At 71.8% G+C, this 15,393-nt stretch carries 13 protein-coding genes; 9 read left to right on the top strand and 4 right to left on the bottom strand.

Annotated features, from left to right (window positions below):
• Window positions 1-55: 55 nt before the first annotated feature.
• The 3 genes from tesB to ACIGXW_RS19890 all read right to left on the bottom strand — a co-directional run bounded on the left by tesB (window position 56) and on the right by ACIGXW_RS19890 (window position 2,957).
• Window positions 56-943 carry an acyl-CoA thioesterase II gene (gene tesB, locus ACIGXW_RS19900; protein WP_399574204.1) on the bottom strand — a complete coding sequence of 296 codons (888 nt, stop codon included), beginning with the start codon at window positions 941-943 and terminating at the stop codon, window positions 56-58.
• A gap of 48 nt (window positions 944-991) precedes the next feature.
• The gene (locus ACIGXW_RS19895) at window positions 992-2,200 is read right to left on the bottom strand and encodes an acyl-CoA dehydrogenase family protein (protein WP_399574203.1); all 1,209 of its coding nucleotides are present in this window, start codon (window positions 2,198-2,200) and stop codon (window positions 992-994) included.
• Window positions 2,201-2,339: 139 nt separating this feature from the next.
• A complete protein-coding gene (locus ACIGXW_RS19890) occupies window positions 2,340-2,957 on the bottom strand; it encodes a TetR/AcrR family transcriptional regulator (protein ID WP_071965806.1) in 618 nt (205 codons plus the stop codon).
• Between the two features lie 87 nt (window positions 2,958-3,044).
• On the opposite strand from ACIGXW_RS19890, the gene ACIGXW_RS19885 reads away from it, so the two are divergent.
• The 7 genes from ACIGXW_RS19885 to glmS all read left to right on the top strand — a co-directional run bounded on the left by ACIGXW_RS19885 (window position 3,045) and on the right by glmS (window position 12,143).
• Window positions 3,045-4,676 (top strand): carboxyl transferase domain-containing protein, encoded by a 1,632-nt coding sequence (locus ACIGXW_RS19885; RefSeq protein WP_071965805.1) that lies wholly within the window; start codon window positions 3,045-3,047, stop codon window positions 4,674-4,676.
• 8 nt (window positions 4,677-4,684) lie between these two features.
• Entirely contained in the window at window positions 4,685-6,763 is a 2,079-nt protein-coding gene (locus ACIGXW_RS19880) for a biotin carboxylase N-terminal domain-containing protein (RefSeq protein WP_399574202.1), read from the top strand.
• Window positions 6,760-7,698: a hydroxymethylglutaryl-CoA lyase gene (locus tag ACIGXW_RS19875; RefSeq protein ID WP_399574201.1), complete on the top strand. Its 939-nt coding sequence runs from the start codon at window positions 6,760-6,762 to the stop codon at window positions 7,696-7,698. The genes ACIGXW_RS19880 and ACIGXW_RS19875 overlap by 4 nt, the downstream gene beginning before the upstream one ends.
• 9 nt (window positions 7,699-7,707) lie before the next feature.
• Window positions 7,708-8,868: an acyl-CoA dehydrogenase family protein gene (locus ACIGXW_RS19870; protein ID WP_399574640.1), complete on the top strand. Its 1,161-nt coding sequence runs from the start codon at window positions 7,708-7,710 to the stop codon at window positions 8,866-8,868.
• Between the two features lie 65 nt (window positions 8,869-8,933).
• Entirely contained in the window at window positions 8,934-9,854 is a 921-nt protein-coding gene (locus ACIGXW_RS19865) for a DUF4429 domain-containing protein (RefSeq protein ID WP_399574200.1), read from the top strand.
• Window positions 9,855-9,950: 96 nt separating this feature from the next.
• On the top strand, window positions 9,951-10,226 hold the full coding sequence (locus ACIGXW_RS19860) for a hypothetical protein (protein ID WP_071965213.1): 276 nt from the start codon (window positions 9,951-9,953) through the stop codon (window positions 10,224-10,226).
• Between the two features lie 102 nt (window positions 10,227-10,328).
• The gene (gene glmS / locus ACIGXW_RS19855; RefSeq protein WP_399574199.1) at window positions 10,329-12,143 is read left to right on the top strand and encodes a glutamine--fructose-6-phosphate transaminase (isomerizing); all 1,815 of its coding nucleotides are present in this window, start codon (window positions 10,329-10,331) and stop codon (window positions 12,141-12,143) included.
• Between the two features lie 351 nt (window positions 12,144-12,494).
• Here the strand turns inward: glmS and ACIGXW_RS19850 are convergent, their stop codons facing one another.
• A complete protein-coding gene (locus ACIGXW_RS19850) occupies window positions 12,495-13,016 on the bottom strand; it encodes a universal stress protein (RefSeq protein ID WP_071965807.1) in 522 nt (173 codons plus the stop codon).
• 334 nt (window positions 13,017-13,350) lie between these two features.
• Between ACIGXW_RS19850 and ACIGXW_RS19845 the strand changes: the two genes are divergently transcribed.
• Window positions 13,351-13,683 carry a hypothetical protein gene (locus ACIGXW_RS19845; RefSeq protein ID WP_399574198.1) on the top strand — a complete coding sequence of 111 codons (333 nt, stop codon included), beginning with the start codon at window positions 13,351-13,353 and terminating at the stop codon, window positions 13,681-13,683.
• 368 nt (window positions 13,684-14,051) lie between these two features.
• Window positions 14,052-15,389 (top strand): helix-turn-helix domain-containing protein, encoded by a 1,338-nt coding sequence (locus tag ACIGXW_RS19840; protein WP_399574197.1) that lies wholly within the window; start codon window positions 14,052-14,054, stop codon window positions 15,387-15,389.
• Window positions 15,390-15,393 lie beyond the last annotated feature (4 nt).

The raw sequence follows: 15,393 nt of genomic DNA, 5'->3' as shown, positions 1-15,393 counted from the left end.
CGTTCCTCCCCCTACGTCTTCTGACGGTCGCTCAAGAGCGTAACCGCACGCCCCCTCAGTCCCGTGGAACGCGCACAACTCCCTCCTGAATGACCGAAACCGCCAGCCTCCCGTCCGCGGTGAAGATCCGTCCCCTGGCGAGCCCCCGGCCGCCCTGGGCCGTGGGGCTCTCCTGGTCGTAGAGCAGCCATTCGTCGGCCCGGAAGGGGCGGTGGAACCACATGGCGTGGTCCAGGCTCGCCCCGACGACGTCGCCGACGGCCCAGCCGCCGCGCCCGTGGGCGAGCAGGACGGAGTCCAGGAGCGTCATGTCGGAGACGTAGGTGGCCAGGCAGATGTGCAGCAGCGGGTCGTCCGCCAGTTTGCCGTTCGTGCGGAACCAAACCTGCGAAGTGGGCTCGCGCGGCTCGCCGATGCTGGCGAACGGCGGTGCGTCCACGTACCGCAGGTCGACCGCGCCTCGGGCCTCCAGGATCCGCTCGACGACGTCCGGGCCGCCGAGCAGTTCGGCGTGCTGGGCGAGCATCTCGGCCGGGGCGGGGAGGCTGAGCGGGTCCGGCGCGGCCGGCATGGGCTCCTGGTGCTCCAGCCCCTCCTCGTACGCCTGGAAGGACGCGGAGAGGTGGAAGATCGGCTGGCCGTGCTGGACGGCGACCACGCGCCGGGTGGTGAAGGAGCGGCCGTCGCGGATGCGGTCGACGGTGTAGACGATGGGCACCCGGGGGTCGCCGGGACGCAGGAAGTAGGAGTGCAGGGAGTGGGCGGGGCGGTCGTCGGGGACGGTGCGTCCCGCGGCGACCAGTGCCTGAGCGGCCACCTGCCCGCCGAAGACCCGCGGCACGAGCACGGGCCGGCCGGTGGTGCCGCGGAAGATGTCCTTCTCGATGCGTTCGAGGTCGAGCAGACCGAGGAGGTCGTCCAGGGGGGTAAGAGGCTCGCTCATTGGCCGGTGGTCCTTACAGATGGTGGGGCGTGCGGGTGGGGCGGCGGATCACAGCCCCATCGACTTGGCGATGATCGAGCGCATGACCTCGCTCGTACCGCCGTAGATGCGGGTGACACGGACGTCGGCGTACAGGCGGGCGATGGGGTACTCCATCATGTAGCCGTAGCCGCCGTGCAGTTGGAGACACTTGTCGATGACGACGGCCGCGCGCTCGGTGGTGAACAGCTTCGCGGAGGCGGCGTCGGCCGCGGTCAGCTCGCCCGCGTCGAGCGCGTCCAGGGCGCGGTCCACGACGGCCTGCATCGCGTCGACCTCCGACCGGCAGTCGGCCAGGACGAACTTGGTGTTCTGGAACGAGGCCACGCTCTGCCCGAAGACCGTGCGGTCCCGCACGTACCGGGTGGCGAACCGGAGGGCGGCGGCGGACTGCGCGTAAGCGCTCACGGCGATGCCGAGGCGTTCCTGCGGCAGGTTGTGGGTGAGGTACCCGAACGCCTTGCCTTCTTCGCCCAGCAGGTCCCCGGCGGGCACCTTGACGTCGGTGAAGGAGAGCTCGGCGGTGTCGGAGGCCGTCAGGCCGAGCTTCTCCAGCTTGCGGCCGACGGCGAAGCCCTCGGAGGCGGTGTCGACGACGAGGATGGAGATGCCGCCGCGGCGGTCCTCGCGAGAGGCGGCCTGCGCGGAGCGCAGACCATCAGGGGTGGTGGTCGGGCGACGGGTGGGCGGGTCGGTACGGGCGCAGACGAGCACCCTGTCGGCCTGGACGCCGCCGGTGATGAAGGTCTTGGCGCCGTTGAGGACGTAGTGCGTGCCGTCCTCGGAGAGCTGGGCGGTGGTCTTCATGCCTGCCAGGTCGGAGCCGGTGCCGGGCTCGGTCATGGCGATGGCGGTCATCATGTCGCCGGTGACGAAGGGGGGCAGCCAGCGTCGCTTCTGCTCGTCGTTCGCGTACTTCAGGAGGTAGGGCAGGCAGAGCGCGGTGTGGACGCTGCTGCCGCCGAAGCTGACGCCGGCGCGGGCGCATTCCTCGGTGATGACGGCCTGGAACTTGAAGGTGCGCCGGCCGGCGCCGCCGTACTCCTCGGGCACCTCGATGCCGAAGACGCCGAGCTCGCCGAGTTTCTTGTAGAAGTCGCGCGGTGCGGAGCCCGCCTCGCGCCAGGCGTCGTAGTGCGGCACGACCTCGGCGGCGATGAAGTCGCGGACGGTCTCCCGGAAAGCCTCGTGATCCTCGCTGAAGACGGTGCGGCGCATGGCGTCCCCTCCCGGCTGTGTAAGCGCTTGCTCAGCGAAGTTACCGGCCGGTCATCGAGGCTGTCCAGATCCCGTTGGCGTGATCACGACGGTCCGCGGGCGCGCCCGCCCGACCCGGGCGGGCGCCGGGCGGGCGCCCTCAGTCCGACAGGGCGCCCAGCGCCCCCAGGGCGAGGCGGCGCAGCAGGGCGGCGGTGGCGGCCCTGCTGGGGAGCGCGCCGGGGCGGCCGAGGTGCGGGGTGGAGTTGAGCAGTCCGAAGACGGCGTGGACGGCGGTGCGGGCCTCGGCCTCCGCGGCTCCGGGGTGGAGCTTGCGGACCACGTCGACCCACAGCTCCACGTACTGGCGCTGCAGGGAGCGCACCAGCTTGCGGTCGCTGTCGCGGAGCTGGCCGAGCTCGCGGTCGTGCAGGGTGATGAGCGCGCGGTCGTCGAGGGCGAAGTCGATGTGCCCGTCGATGAGCGAGTCGAGCACGACGGCCGGCCCCGCGCCCGCCTCGGACGCCTCGGCGACCCGCTTGCGGCCGCCGGCGAAGAGCCGTCCGCTGATGCCGACCAGCAGCTCCGCGAGCATCGCGTCCTTGCCCGCGAAGTGGCGGTAGAGGCCGGGACCGCTGATGCCGACCGCGGCCCCTATCTCGTCCACGCCGACGCCGTGGAAACCGCGCTCGGCGAAGAGCCGGGCGGCCTCCTGGAGGATCTGCTCGCGGCGGGTGGGGGCGGGAGCGGTGGGGGGCCGGGTCGCTGCGTCTTTCACGAAGGTAATTCTAGACAGCCGCGTTAGTGGTCGTTAACCTGAAGGAAAGTGTTAACGCTCATTAACCGAGCAAGGGAGCTCGAGTACATGCAGCAGGCACCGGTGCTGGGGAGCGCCGCAGATCCGGCGTCCGACGCCTGGCGGGCGAACGAGGCCGCGCACCGCGAGCTGGCCGCGCGGCTGCGCGAGAAGCTCGCCGCCGCGCGGCTGGGCGGGGGCGAGGGCCCCCGCGCGCGGCACACCGCGCGCGGCAAGCTGCTGCCCCGGGACCGCGTCGACGCCCTGCTGGACCCCGGCTCGCCCTTCCTGGAGATCGCGCCGCTGGCCGCCGACGGGATGTACGGCGGGGCGGCGCCGGCCGCGGGCGTGATCGCCGGCATCGGCCGGGTCTCCGGCCGCGAGACGCTGATCGTCGCCAACGACGCCACGGTCAAGGGCGGCACGTACTACCCGATGACGGTCAAGAAGCATCTGCGCGCCCAGGAGATCGCGCTGGAGAACCGGCTCCCGTGCCTGTATCTCGTCGACTCCGGCGGCGCCTTCCTGCCCATGCAGGACGAGGTCTTCCCCGACCGCGAGCACTTCGGCCGGATCTTCTACAACCAGGCCCGGATGTCCGGCGCCGGCATCCCGCAGATCGCCGCCGTGCTCGGGTCCTGCACCGCCGGCGGCGCCTATGTGCCAGCGATGAGCGACGAGGCCGTGATCGTGCGCGGCCAGGGCACGATCTTCCTGGGCGGCCCGCCGCTGGTGAAGGCCGCCACGGGCGAGGTCGTCACGGCCGAGGAGCTGGGCGGCGGCGAGGTCCACTCCCGTGTCTCGGGCGTCACCGACCACCTCGCCGAGGACGACGCCCACGCCCTGCGGATCGTGCGGACCATCGTCTCCACGCTCCCCGGGCGCGGCCCCCTGCCCTGGTCCGTGGAGCCGGTGGAGGAGCCCAAGGCCGACCCCGCGGGGCTCTACGGCGCGGTGCCGGTCGACTCACGGACCCCGTACGACGTGCGCGAGGTCATCGCCCGGATCGTCGACGGCTCGCGCTTCGCCGAGTTCAAGGCCGAGTTCGGGCAGACGCTGGTGACCGGCTTCGCGCGCATCCACGGCCACCCCGTGGGCATCGTCGCCAACAACGGCATCCTCTTCTCCGAATCCGCCCAGAAGGGCGCCCACTTCATCGAGCTGTGCGACCAGCGCGGCATACCGCTGCTCTTCCTGCAGAACATCTCCGGCTTCATGGTCGGCCGGCAGTACGAGGCGGGCGGCATCGCCAAGCACGGCGCCAAGATGGTCACGGCCGTCGCCTGCACCCGGGTCCCCAAGCTCACGGTCGTCGTCGGCGGTTCGTACGGCGCGGGCAACTACTCCATGTGCGGCCGCGCCTATTCACCGCGCTTTTTGTGGATGTGGCCCAACGCGAAGATCTCGGTGATGGGCGGCGAGCAGGCGGCCTCGGTCCTGGCCACCGTCAAGCGCGACCAGCTCGAGGCGCGCGGCGAACAGTGGAGCGCGCAGGACGAGGACGCCTTCCGGGCCCCCATCCGCGAGCAGTACGAAACCCAGGGCAACGCCTATTACGCGACCGCGCGGCTGTGGGACGACGGCGTCATCGACCCCCTGGAGACCCGGCAGGTGCTGGGTCTGGCCCTGACCGCGTGCGCCAACGCGCCGCTGCCCCAAAGGGACCGCACGGCGCCCGGCTACGGCGTCTTCCGGATGTGAGGCGGAGCATGTTCGACACTGTCCTTGTCGCCAACCGAGGCGAGATCGCCGTACGGGTCATCCGTACGCTGCGCACGCTCGGCATCCGTTCCGTCGCCGTGTTCAGCGACGCCGACGCCGGTGCCCGGCACGTGCGCGAGGCCGACACCGCCGTCCGCATCGGCCCGGCGGCCGCCGCCGAGAGCTATCTGTCCATAGAACGGCTCCTGGACGCCGCGGCCCGCACCGGTGCGCAGGCCGTCCACCCCGGCTACGGCTTCCTCGCCGAGAACGCCGCCTTCGCCCGCGCCTGCACCGACGCCGGGCTCGCCTTCATCGGCCCGCCCGCCGCGGCGATCGAGCTGATGGGCGACAAGATCCGCGCCAAGGAGACGGTCCGGGCGGCGGGCGTGCCGGTCGTGCCCGGCTCGTCCGGCAGCGGCCTGACCGACGCGCAGCTGACCGAGGCCGCCCGGGAGATCGGGATGCCGGTGCTGCTCAAGCCCTCGGCGGGCGGCGGCGGCAAGGGCATGCGGCTCGTCCGCGACGAGGCGCTGATCGCCGAGGAGATCGCCGCCGCGCGGCGCGAGGCGCGCGGCTCCTTCGGCGACGACACGCTGCTCGTCGAGCGGTGGGTCGACCGGCCCCGGCACATCGAGATCCAGGTGCTCGCCGACGGCCACGGCAACGTCATCCACCTCGGCGAGCGCGAGTGCTCGCTGCAGCGGCGCCACCAGAAGATCATCGAGGAGGCGCCGAGCGTCCTGCTGGACGAGGCCACCCGTGCGGCGATGGGCGAGGCCGCCGTCCAGGCCGCCCGCTCCTGCGGCTACACCGGGGCGGGCACGGTGGAGTTCATCGTCCCGGGCGACGACCCGGCCTCGTACTTCTTCATGGAGATGAACACCCGCCTGCAGGTCGAGCACCCGGTGACGGAGCTGATCACGGGCCTGGACCTGGTGGAGTGGCAGGTCCGGGTGGCCGCGGGCGAGGTGCTGGGCCCCACGCAGGCGGAGGTGACCCTGACCGGTCACGCCGTGGAGGCCCGCATCTGCGCGGAGACGGCGCGGGTCAGCGGCGACCGGGTGGACTTCCTGCCGTCGGCGGGCAGGGTGCGGGCGCTGCGCGAGCCGGCCGGTGAGGGGGTGCGCGTCGACTCGGGGCTCTTCGAGGGCGCCGAGGTCGGCACGTCCTACGACCCGATGCTCGCGAAGGTGATCGCGCACGGCCCCGACCGGGCCACCGCCCTGCGCCGCCTGCGGGCGGCCCTCGCGGAGACGGTCGTGCTGGGCGTCGACACCAATGCCGGCTTCCTGCGCAGGCTGCTGGCGCACCCGGACGTCGTGGCGGGCGACCTGGACACGGGGCTGGTGGACCGGGACGCGGCGTCGCTGGTGCCGACGGAGGTGCCGGACGAGGTGTACGCGACGGGTGCGTTGCTCCGGCAGCGCCGCCTGTCCCCCGAACCCGCCCCCTCCCCCACCTGGGTGGACCCCTTCTCGCTCCCCACCGGCTGGCGCCTGGGCGGCACCCCCGCCTGGGCGGCCCACCACTTCCGCGTACCGGGGCACGCCCCGGTGACGGTGCGCGTGCGCGGCGAGCTGTCCGACGCGGAGCTCCTGCTGCCGGCGCCGGGAGAGGGTGCGGCCGACACGGGCACGGCAGGCTCCGCCGGCCCGGCACCCCGCAGCGCGAAACTGCTGCCCGCCCAGGGGGCCGGGGAGCGGCTCACGCTCGACCTCGACGGCCGCACCCACGCCTTCACAGCCGCCCCCGGCCCGGAGGGCACCTGGCTCGCCCGCGACGGCGACACCTGGCACCTGGCCGACCACGACCCCGTCGACGCCGGCGGCGGCACCGCCGCCGCCCACGCGGGCGCCCTCACCGCCCCCATGCCCGGCACGGTCACCGTCGTCAAGGCGGCCGTCGGGGACGAGGTCGCGGCCGGGCAGAGCCTGCTGGTCGTCGAGGCGATGAAGATGGAGCACGTCATCGCCGCCCCGCACGCCGGCACCGTCACCGAGCTCGACGTGAGCGCCGGTGCCACCGTGGCGATGGACCAGGTCCTGGCCGTCGTCACCCCGGCCGCGCCCCTGGAGGAGTCATGACCGGCCGACTGCCCATGGTCGTGCCCGACCCGGCCCTGCCCACCCACGTCCGCATCCACGAGGTGGGCCCCCGCGACGGCCTGCAGAACGAGAAGGCGGTCGTGCCCGTCGAGGTGAAGGCGGAGTTCATCCGCCGCCTCGCCGCGGCGGGCCTGTCCACCATCGAGGCCACGAGCTTCGTGCACCCCAAGTGGGTGCCCCAACTGGCCGACGCCGAGCAGCTGATGCCGCTGCTCGACGGCGTCGGGGCCCGCCTGCCCGTGCTGGTGCCCAACGCGCGGGGCCTGGAGCGCGCCCTCGCGCTCGGCGTCCGCGAGGTCGCCGTCTTCGGCAGCGCGACGGAGTCGTTCGCCAAGGCCAATCTCAACCGCACGGTCGCCGAGTCGCTGGAGATGTTCGCACTGGTCGTCGAGACGGCCCGCGAGGCGGGACTGCGGGTGCGCGGCTATCTCTCGATGTGCTTCGGCGACCCCTGGGAGGGCCCCGTCCCCATCGAGCGGACGGTCCGCGTCAGCCGCCGCCTGCTCGACCTCGGCTGCGACGAGCTCAGCCTCGGCGACACCATCGGCGTGGCCACCCCCGGCCACGTCGCCGCACTGCTGGCCGCGCTGGACGAGGCCGGGGTGGCCGCCGGGCGCCTCGCGGTGCACTTCCACGACACCTACGGCCAGGCCCTCGCCAACACCCTCGCCGCCCTGCGGCACGGCGTGACCACCGTCGACGCCTCCGCCGGCGGCCTCGGAGGCTGCCCGTACGCGAAGAGCGCGACCGGCAATCTCGCGACCGAGGACCTGGTGTGGATGCTCGACGGACTCGGCATCACCACCGGGGTTGATCTTGGTCTCCTGTCCGCCACTAGCGTGTGGATGGCCGGCCGCCTCGGCCGGCCGAGCCCGTCCCGCACTGTTCGTGCCCTCTCCCACCAGGAGCCCTGAACCATGTCGTTGGACCACCGCCTCACCTCCGAGCACGAGGAACTCCGCCGCACCGTGGAGGAGTTCGCACACGACGTCGTCGCCCCGAAGATCGGCGACTTCTACGAGCGTCATGAGTTCCCGTACGAAATCGTGCGGGAGATGGGCCGCATGGGGCTGTTCGGGCTGCCGTTCCCCGAGGAGTACGGCGGCATGGGCGGGGACTATCTCGCCCTCGGCCTCGTCCTCGAGGAGCTCGCCCGGGTGGACTCCTCGGTGGCGATCACCCTGGAGGCGGGCGTCTCGCTGGGCGCGATGCCCATCTACCGCTTCGGCACGGAGGAGCAGAAGCGCGAGTGGCTGCCGCGGCTCTGCTCCGGCGAGATGCTGGGCGCCTTCGGCCTGACCGAGCCCGACGGCGGCTCCGACGCGGGCGCCACCCGCACCACCGCGCGCCTGGACGAGGCCACGGACGAGTGGGTGATCAACGGCACCAAGTGCTTCATCACCAACTCCGGCACGACCATCACGGGCCTGGTCACCGTCACCGCCGTCACCGGCCGCAAGGAGGACGGCAAGCCGCTGATCTCCTCGATCATCGTGCCCTCGGGCACGCCCGGCTTCACGGTCGCGGCCCCCTACTCCAAGGTCGGCTGGAACGCCTCGGACACCCGCGAGCTGTCCTTCTCCGACGTCCGGGTGCCGGCGGCCAACCTCCTGGGCGAGCAGGGCCGCGGGTACGCCCAGTTCCTGCGGATACTCGACGAGGGCCGGATCGCGATCTCGGCGCTGGCCACGGGCCTGGCCCAGGGCTGCGTCGACGAGTCGGTCGCCTACGCGAAGACCCGCGAGGCCTTCGGCCGGCCGATCGGCGCCAACCAGGCCATCCAGTTCAAGATCGCCGACATGGAGATGCGGGCCCACACCGCCCGCGTCGCCTGGCGCGACGCGGCCTCCCGCCTGGTGCACGGCGAGCCGTTCAAGAAGGAGGCGGCGCTGGCCAAGCTCTACTCCTCCGAGATCGCGGTCACCAACGCCCGCGAGGCCACCCAGATCCACGGCGGCTACGGCTTCATGAACGAGTACCCCGTGGCCCGGATGTGGCGCGACTCCAAGATCCTGGAGATCGGCGAGGGCACCAGCGAGGTCCAGCGGATGCTCATCGCCCGCGAGCTCGGCCTCACGGACTGATCGCGGCGCGGGGCCGCCCGCCGGACGGCCCCGCAGAACAAGATCAACCTGAGAGAATCCCGTGCATGGCTGAGATCCTCCAGACGGATGGCACATGGGCATTCGACGGCGGCACGATACGCATCGTGCCCGGCCGGGAGCGCGGGGTGCACCTGCTCCGCCAGACCCTCGGCGAGCTGGCCGTCCCGCTGACGGCCGTGGCGGGCATCGCCTTCGAGCCCGGCCGCAAGAGCGGCCGGCTCCGGCTGCGGCTGCGCGACGGCGCCGACCCCCTCTCCCAGGTCACCCGCGGACGGCTGTCGGAAGCCGCCGATCCGTATCAGCTGACCGTCGATCCGGACCGCGCGGGCGTCGCGGAGTACTTCGTGGACGAGGTGCGCAACGCCCTCCTGCTGGAGCAGGTCCCCTCCGGCCCCACCGACCGCTATCTGCTGCCGGGTCCCGCCCTTCCGCTGTCGGTGGGCGCCGGGGACGGGACGGCCTCGTTCGACGGCGAGCGGGTGCGGCTGGAATGGAACTGGAAGACGGAGGAGGGGAAGAAGTCGGCCGGTACGCGCCTGCTGCCCCTGCGGGACATCTCCTCGGTGGAGTGGCAGCCCTCGGTCGGCCTGGAGAACGGCTACCTCCGCTTCGCTCTCCCCCAGGTGCCGACCAGCGCCCCGCCCAAGCACGATCCGCACGCGATCGAGCTCTACGGCTTCAAGAAGGACCCCCTGATGGCGCTGGTGGCGGCCGCCGTCGCGGCCCGGCTGCCGCACCCGGCCGCCCCCGGCCGCGCCCCCAAGGCCCTGCACGGCGCCGGCCACGCCCCGGCCGCCGTCCCGCCGGAGGGCGCCGCCGAGGCGGCCCCGGCGGCGCCCTCCGGCGGCGACGATCACGACGCCCTGCTGCGCCGGCTGCGCGAGCTGGGCGAGCTGCACCGCGCGGGCGTCCTCACCGACGAGGAGTTCACCGCCGCGAAACAGGCCATCCTGCGTCGTTTCTAGGCGTTTCCCCACGATTCACATCACATTCGCTGGCACTCCTGCCCGAAATCGGGCAGGATTCTTGCGAAAGGCACTCGTTGCCCTCAGTATCGACGGGTGCTCGAACGCCGCATGTCACACGACGACCTGGTCGACCACCTGGTGCGCAGCACGCCGCTACAGCGCGGCGAGGCAGCCCGGGTGGTGCTCGACGTGCTGGCGTACTTCGACGAGACGGCCGAGGAATTCGTCCGCAGACGCCACCGCGAGCTCCAGTCCGGCGGACTGAACAACGCGGAGATCTTCGAGCGGATCGCGGCCGAGCTGCCGCACCGCGCGGTGGCGCCACCACAGCTTTCACTGCGGCAGCTGCGCCGCATCGTCTACGGCTGACCGGCCGGGACGACCTCGACGGGTGAGGCGGCCCGCACGCCGCTCCACCGCCACCGTCGTCGCCTTCGGGCACCCCTGAACGTCTACCTGGGAGGGTCACCTATGTGCGGAATCGTCGGATACATCGGCAAGCGTGATGTCGCGCCGCTGCTGCTCGAGGGCCTGCAGCGCCTGGAGTACCGCGGCTACGACTCCGCCGGCATCGCCCTGCACGGCAAGACCGGTGGCCTGAAGTCCGCCAAGGCCAAGGGCCGCGTCCGCGAGCTGGAGTCCCGCCTGCCCAAGCGCTTCGCGGGCACCACGGGCATCGCCCACACCCGCTGGGCCACCCACGGCGCGCCGAACGACGTCAACGCCCACCCGCACCTGGACGCCGAGGAGAAGGTCGCCGTCGTCCACAACGGCATCATCGACAACGCCTCCGACCTGCGCGCCAAGCTGACCGCCGACGGTTTCGTCTTCGTCTCCGACACCGACACCGAGGTCCTCGCCCACCTCATCGCCCGTTCCGAGGCCGGAACGCTCGAGGAGAAGGTCCGCGAGGCCGTCAAGCACATCGAGGGCACGTACGGCATCGCCGTCCTGCACGCCGACTTCCCGGACCGCATCGTCGTCGCCCGCAACGGCTCCCCGGTCGTCCTGGGCATAGGCGAGAAGGAGATGTTCGTCTCCTCCGACGTCGCCGCGCTGGTCAGCCACACCCGCCAGGTCGTCACCCTCGACGACGGCGAGATGGCCACCCTCCGGGCCGACGACTACCGCACGTACACCACCGAGGGCTCCTCCACCTCGGCCCAGCCGACCACCGTCGAGTGGGAGGCCGAGTCGTACGACATGGGCGGCCACGACACGTACATGCACAAGGAGATCCACGAGCAGGCCGAGGCGGTCGACCGCGCGCTGCGCGGCCGGATCGACGACCGCTTCTCCACCGTGCACCTGGGCGGCCTGAACCTCGACGCCCGCGACGCCCGCGCCGTGCGCCGGGTGAAGATCCTCGGCTGCGGCACCTCGTACCACGCCGGCCAGATCGGCGCCCAGATGATCGAGGAGCTGGCCCGCATCCCCGCGGACGCCGAGCCGGCCTCCGAGTTCCGCTACCGCAACCCGGTCGTGGACCCCGACACCCTCTACATCGCCGTCTCCCAGTCCGGTGAGACCTACGACGTGCTCGCCGCCGTCCAGGAGCTCAAGCGCAAGGGCGCCCGCGTCCTGGGCCTGGTCAACGTGGTCGGTTCCGCGATCGCCCGTGAGACCGACGGTGGCATCTACGTCCACGCCGGCCCCGAGGTCTGCGTCGTCTCCACCAAGTGCTTCACCAACATGGTGGTCTCCTTCGGCCTGCTCGCCCTGCACCTGGGCCGCACCCGCGATCTGTCCGTCGCGGACGGCAAGCGGATCATCGAGGGCCTGCGCAAGCTCCCCGGCCAGATCGAGGAGATCCTGGCGAACGAGGCGCAGATCGAAGAGCTGGCCAAGGAGTACGCCGAGGCCAAGTCGATGATGTTCATCGGCCGTGTCCGGGGCTACCCGGTGGCCCGTGAGGCCTCGCTGAAGCTCAAGGAGGTCTCGTACATCCACGCCGAGGCCTACCCGGCCTCCGAGCTCAAGCACGGTCCGCTGGCGCTCATCGAGCCCGCGATGCCGACCGTCGCGATCGTCCCGAACGACGAGCTGCTGGAGAAGAACCGCGCCGCGCTCGAGGAGATCAAGGCCCGCAGCGGCCGCATCCTCGCCGTCGCGCACCAGGAGCAGGAGAAGGCCGACCACACGATCGTCGTGCCGAAGAACGAGGACGAGCTGGACGCGATCCTCATGGGCATCCCGCTGCAGCTCTTCGCCTACTACACGGCGAAGGCCATGGGCCGCGACATCGACAAGCCGCGCAACCTGGCGAAGTCCGTCACGGTCGAGTAGGACCCGCCCGGGCCCGCCGGCGGCGGGCCCCCACGACCTCTCGGACCTGTCCGCACCTGTCCGCGACAGGTACGAGAGGACGGCTCTCTCCGCGCGTGCCACCACGCGCGCGGAGAGAGCCGCCTCCCCTGTGCCGGCGCCGCCCTCGCGCCGGCGTGATGCCGCCGGTCCCGGGAACCGTCACCTCCCGTCCGGCAGCACGACAGCGTCGTGTGCCGGAGTTTTACCCGCCTCCAGGGCGCCATCCACCTCTACGCGCGAGTAGATTTCGCGGACTGTCAAGCCGGTCGCGGCGCCAACCCCGTTTCGGCGCAAGCGCGTTGACGTTCGACCGGGGCGTGTCGAGGCGCCCTACGGGATGACGACCACCGGTCGCTGCGCCCGGCGCGCCAGCCGCCCGGCCACCGAGCCGAAGATCCGCCCGACCAGACCGTGTGTGGAGCCGACCACGATCGCGTCGGCGGCGTACTCCCGCCCGACTTCTTCGAGTTCGTGGCAGATGTCCCCGCCGCGTTCTACCAGAATCCATGGCACTTCGGACAAATAGTCCGCGCAGGCGAGCTCCAGGCCCAGCACCTCGGTGCGGTGATCGGGTACGTCCACGAAGACCGGCGGTTCACAGCCCGCCCAGACGGTCGTCGGCAGCCGGTTGGCCACATGGACGATGATCAGGCCCGAGCCCGAGCGCCGGGCCATTCCGATTGCATACGCAAGCGCTCGTTCGCTCGACATGGAACCGTCGAAGCCCACCACGACGCCGTGCTGGAACGCCGGATCGCAGGAATGACGTGTTTCTTCCGCCGCTTCGGGATGCGCTGTCTGATCGGCGATCCGCTTGCGGTCCGCGGGTTCGGAGAATTCGTGACCGGCCATCGGTGTCTCGGCGAAGGATGCCTCTTGTCGAGGGGAACGGCGGTGGACTGGTTGGAGTTGTCGGGGGATGCGCCCGACGATGGATCATGGACGGTGAAATCCGTCCGGGATTCATCTTTTCAAGGGCTTACCCCCCAGGGTACGGCGACACTCGCCGCCTGCCCAGAGGCTGCCCGGCGGGCCGACGGCCCCGTGGACGTTCCCCGGAGCATGCACGAGCGCGGCGCGTAGCGCAATGGCCCCGGCTCCGCCCCCCGCCGCTCCCCGTCCAGTGACCCCTGCCCCCGGCTCGCCGTTGTAATACCGCCAGCAGCCGCCAGCAGGGAGCCGTTCCGTGCCCGGAACCCGTGATTACGCCCGCGAGGACGCCGCCGAGGGGGCGTCCCCCGATCCGGTGAGCGACGTGGTCCGCTGGGCGGCGTTCAGCTGCGCCCTGGTCCCGGTCGTCCTGCTGATGTGCGGTCAGTCCTTCGGCGGCGCGGCCGGCACCGCGGCCGGTCTGGTGGCCCTCACCTGCGCCTGCCACGCCCTCCTGCGCCAGTCCGCGCGCAGCGCCGCCCGGGCCGTGGCGGAGCAGTCGGTTCCGCACCGCGGGAGGCATGGCCGGACGGGCGGCGGAAGCCACCGCGGGGCTCGCCATCCGGGCTCCGGCACCCCCCTCGACTGACCCCCTCGCACGCCTGGACCCATATGTTTTCGGCCAAGTTCAGGCCGAACTTCATACCTTGGCCGGAGGCCCCTCCAACAGCCGGTCGACCAGCAAGGAAAGCACCGTGGAGGGCGGTTGCCGCCTACGGACAGTGGGCATGGGCGAGAGGCGTACTTTTCACCGGAGCCTGCAAGTGCAACGCTTCGTGATCGAACGCTTCGCGCCAAGTTGTCATGTCGACTTAGAGGCGGGTGGTGAACTGGTCACCGCGTCTCCAAGTGACGCAGTAGATTCGATCTTGGCCATGACCGGCGGGGGAACCGTTCAGGACCGAGGGGAAACGTGCAGGACCGAGAGGACTCGACCGCCGAGGGGGGCTTAGCGCCATGAGCCAGGACTCCACGACCGTACCGGAGGCCGCGCGCAAGCTCTCCGGACGCCGCCGCCGGGAGATCGTCGCCGTACTTCTTTTCAGCGGCGGCCCCATCTTCGAAAGCTCCATCCCGCTCTCCGTGTTCGGAATCGACCGACAGGACGCAGGAGTTCCCCGCTACCGATTGCTGGTGTGCGCGGGCGAAGATGTGCCATTGCGAACAACCGGCGGCCTGGAATTGACCGCACCGTACGGCCTGGAGGCGCTCTCCAGGGCCGGCACCGTCGTCGTACCGGCCTGGCGGTCGATCACACAACCGCCACCGGCCGCCGCGCTCGACGCGCTGCGCCGGGCCCATGAAGAGGGCGCCCGCATCGTCGGACTGTGCACCGGGGCCTTTGTACTGGCCGCCGCGGGCCTGCTCGACGGCAGGCCCGCCACCACCCACTGGATGTACGCGCCCACGCTCGCCAAGCGCTATCCGTCGGTCCACGTGGACCCGCGGGAGCTCTTCGTGGACGACGGCGACGTACTGACGTCCGCGGGCACCGCGGCAGGCATCGACCTGTGCCTGCACATCGTCCGCACCGACCACGGCGCCGACGCCGCGGGGGCCCTGGCCCGCCGCCTCGTCGTACCGCCGCGCCGCACCGGCGGACAGGAGCGCTACCTCGACAGGTCTTTACCGGAGGAGATCGGCGCCGACCCGCTGGCCGAGGTCGTCGCCTGGGCGCTGGAGCACCTCCACGAGCAGTTCGACGTGGAGACCCTGGCCGCCCGCGCGTACATGAGCCGTCGCACCTTCGACCGGCGGTTCCGTTCGCTCACCGGGAGTGCCCCGCTGCAGTGGTTGATCACTCAGCGGGTCCTCCAGGCGCAGCGTCTCCTGGAGACCTCGGACTATTCCGTGGACGAGGTCGCCGGGCGCTGCGGCTTCCGCTCGCCGGTGGCCCTGCGCGGCCACTTCCGGCGGCAGCTGGGGTCCTCCCCCGCCGCCTACCGGGCCGCCTACCGGGCACGCCGGCCGCAGAGCGGCCCGGTGGACCGGCCGGAGCGGGGCGAGAGGGCGGAGCGCGCGGAGCGGAGCGAGAGGTTCGACCGGCCCGAGCCGGTCGAGCCCCGGTCCGGGGAGACGCTCATGTCGATGCGGCGTACGGCCATGGCCCCCGCCCATGCGGTGACGGGCGCGCCCCTGGGCGCTCCTTCACCTCATAGCGGACATAGTGGCCATATCGCCCATGTGCCGGGTCATGGTGGTGGTCCGGGGATCAATGCCCCGGATCCGGGCAAGCCGGATTCCGACCTCTACGCCCCACGCCTGCCCGGTCAGCGGGAACGCCCCGTAGGGTGAGACG

Source organism: Streptomyces sp. NPDC053079 (assembly GCF_044546695.1).
In the GTDB taxonomy this organism is placed as follows: Bacteria; Actinomycetota; Actinomycetes; order Streptomycetales; family Streptomycetaceae; genus Streptomyces.
This window is presented reverse-complemented; position numbering and strand designations above follow the sequence as displayed.

Excerpts from the sequence above, each read along its gene's own strand:
- tesB (WP_399574204.1), bottom strand. The coding sequence starts at position 943 with ATGAGCGAGCCTCTTACCCCCCTGGACGACCTCCTCGGTCTGCTCGAC.
- ACIGXW_RS19895 (WP_399574203.1), bottom strand. The coding sequence starts at position 2,200 with ATGCGCCGCACCGTCTTCAGCGAGGATCACGAGGCTTTCCGGGAGACC.
- ACIGXW_RS19885 (WP_071965805.1), top strand. The coding sequence starts at position 3,045 with ATGCAGCAGGCACCGGTGCTGGGGAGCGCCGCAGATCCGGCGTCCGAC.
- ACIGXW_RS19880 (WP_399574202.1), top strand. The coding sequence starts at position 4,685 with ATGTTCGACACTGTCCTTGTCGCCAACCGAGGCGAGATCGCCGTACGG.
- ACIGXW_RS19875 (WP_399574201.1), top strand. The coding sequence starts at position 6,760 with ATGACCGGCCGACTGCCCATGGTCGTGCCCGACCCGGCCCTGCCCACC.
- ACIGXW_RS19865 (WP_399574200.1), top strand. The coding sequence starts at position 8,934 with ATGGCTGAGATCCTCCAGACGGATGGCACATGGGCATTCGACGGCGGC.
- glmS (WP_399574199.1), top strand. The coding sequence starts at position 10,329 with ATGTGCGGAATCGTCGGATACATCGGCAAGCGTGATGTCGCGCCGCTG.
- ACIGXW_RS19850 (WP_071965807.1), bottom strand. The coding sequence starts at position 13,016 with ATGGCCGGTCACGAATTCTCCGAACCCGCGGACCGCAAGCGGATCGCC.
- ACIGXW_RS19840 (WP_399574197.1), top strand. The coding sequence starts at position 14,052 with ATGAGCCAGGACTCCACGACCGTACCGGAGGCCGCGCGCAAGCTCTCC.